3 protein-coding genes are annotated in these 1657 nt (G+C 66.2%); 2 read left to right on the top strand and 1 reads right to left on the bottom strand.

Annotation, left to right across the window (positions count from 1 at the left end; all coding sequences use genetic code 11):
• The coding region (locus MUO23_10145; GenBank protein MCJ7513313.1) for an ATP-binding protein at positions 1-657 on the top strand (657 nt) is incomplete at its 5' end.
• Positions 658-696: 39 nt separating this feature from the next.
• Entirely contained in the window at positions 697-1101 is a 405-nt protein-coding gene (locus MUO23_10140) for an SRPBCC domain-containing protein (GenBank protein ID MCJ7513312.1), read from the top strand.
• Positions 1102-1402: 301 nt separating this feature from the next.
• Here the strand turns inward: MUO23_10140 and MUO23_10135 are convergent, their stop codons facing one another.
• A complete protein-coding gene (locus MUO23_10135; GenBank protein ID MCJ7513311.1) occupies positions 1403-1618 on the bottom strand; it encodes a dodecin family protein in 216 nt (71 codons plus the stop codon).
• Between the last annotated feature and the right edge of the window lie 39 nt (positions 1619-1657).

Here is a 1657-nt window from a genome sequence, read left to right as displayed (position 1 = left end):
TTCTTCCCCCGCATGGGGTTCGTCAACAGCCAGGTCGGCCAGGACATCGTCGAGCAGATCTTCCAGTACCTCAACAAGAAAGCCAGCGTCGTGCTCGAGTTCGGCAACTACGGCAACGAACTGGCGGCTTACATCTTTGTCGCCAACTACCTGACCCGGCGCATCCGTCAGCGCTACATCGATCAGAAGAACCTGGCCGCCGGCAAACAGGCGGAGGAACCGCAGCCGCTGGTGATCGTGATCGAGGAGGCCCACAAGTTCCTCGACCCCGAATTCTCCAGCCACACCGTCTTCGGCGCCATCGCCCGTGAACTGCGCAAGTACAACGTCACGCTGCTGGTCGTCGACCAGCGGCCAAGTGCGATCGACGACGAGGTGATGAGCCAGATCGGGACGCGGGTCACTTGCCTGCTCGACAACGAGGCCGACATCCGGGCGGTGTTCTCCGGGGTGAGCGGCGCCGGCGCCCTGCGCGAGGTGCTGGCCCGCCTCGACACCCGCCAGCAGGCGCTGGTGCTCGGACACGCCGTGCCGATGCCGGTGGTGGTGCGCACCCGCGACTACGACCAGGAGTTCTACCTCGCCATGGGCATGGCCGACGGTGAGGAAAAGAGGAAGCGTGCCCAGCGAGGCAGCGAGGCGCTGTTCGGCAGCTAGGCCGCCGGCCGCCCTAGACCTCGCCATAGGAGCAAGCGCATGCAACCGATCGTCAAAGACACCCTGATCCAGGCCCCGCCGCAAGCGGTGTGGGCCGCCCTGACCGACCCGGCCGCGATCCGCTCCTGGATGGGCGACGACAGCCTCGTCGAGGTTGACCTGCGGCCGGGCGGCCGCTATCGGCTGTTCGGCGGCGAAACCACCGGCGCCATCCAGACGCTGGAACCGGCGAAGCTCCTGTCGTACACCTGGCGCCAGGGTGAGTGGCCGGCCGAGTGGGAGGACTCGCTCGTCGACTGGAGGCTGACCCCGGCCGAGGGCGGGACCCAGCTGCACCTTGTGCACGACGACTTCCCCAACCAGCACGAAAGAGACAGCCACGACGAAGGCTGGGACCTGTATTTCCTGCAGCCGATGAAGGACTGGCTCGAGGGGCGCGCCTAGCCCCCCCAAAAGACCGCCACCCAGCGGAAGGCAGCCTGGGCACGGATCCCGGGCACGGCAGCCTCAAGCCTCGAATGGGAGGCCGCCTCCACGCCCTGTGGCCGGGGCTCGAGGACGATCAGCTCGTCGGACCCGGGGACTTGGCCGTCACCATCGACTTCCGCGAGGTGCTGGCGGATCTGTGTCGCCGCGGCTCGGTATCCCCGCCATCGAGGCTATCTTCCCCGGATTCTCGCCCACGCCGCGCGGCTTGTTCACCAACTAGCAGTCTCGGAGAGGCAGTCGACGCCGCTCAGATCGGCTAGTCGCCGCTTTCGTACTTGAACGATGCCTTGAGCTTCGTCCGGTACGCCCGGATCTTGCCGTCCTCGATCTGCAAGTCCAATTCCACAACCTCAGCGATGCGCAGGTCGCGCACCGACTTGGCGGCCATATCCACTGCCGCCGCGGCCGCCTTCTCCCACGAATCGGGCGACGTGCCGATCAGTTCAATGACCTTGTAGACGCTGTCTGTCATGGCAGGCTCTCCTCTCGGGCGATCACGCGCCTTGAGTCA

The sequence above is a fragment of the Anaerolineales bacterium genome (assembly GCA_022866145.1).
Taxonomy (GTDB): Bacteria; Chloroflexota; Anaerolineae; order Anaerolineales; family E44-bin32; genus PFL42.
Note: the sequence above shows the minus strand (reverse complement) of the source record. Positions and strands in the feature narration are given on the sequence as shown.

What these genes read in the sequence shown, in the direction of transcription:
- MUO23_10140 (MCJ7513312.1), top strand. Translation starts at nt 697, where the DNA reads ATGCAACCGATCGTCAAAGACACCCTGATCCAGGCCCCGCCGCAAGCG.
- MUO23_10135 (MCJ7513311.1), bottom strand. Translation starts at nt 1,618, where the DNA reads ATGACAGACAGCGTCTACAAGGTCATTGAACTGATCGGCACGTCGCCC.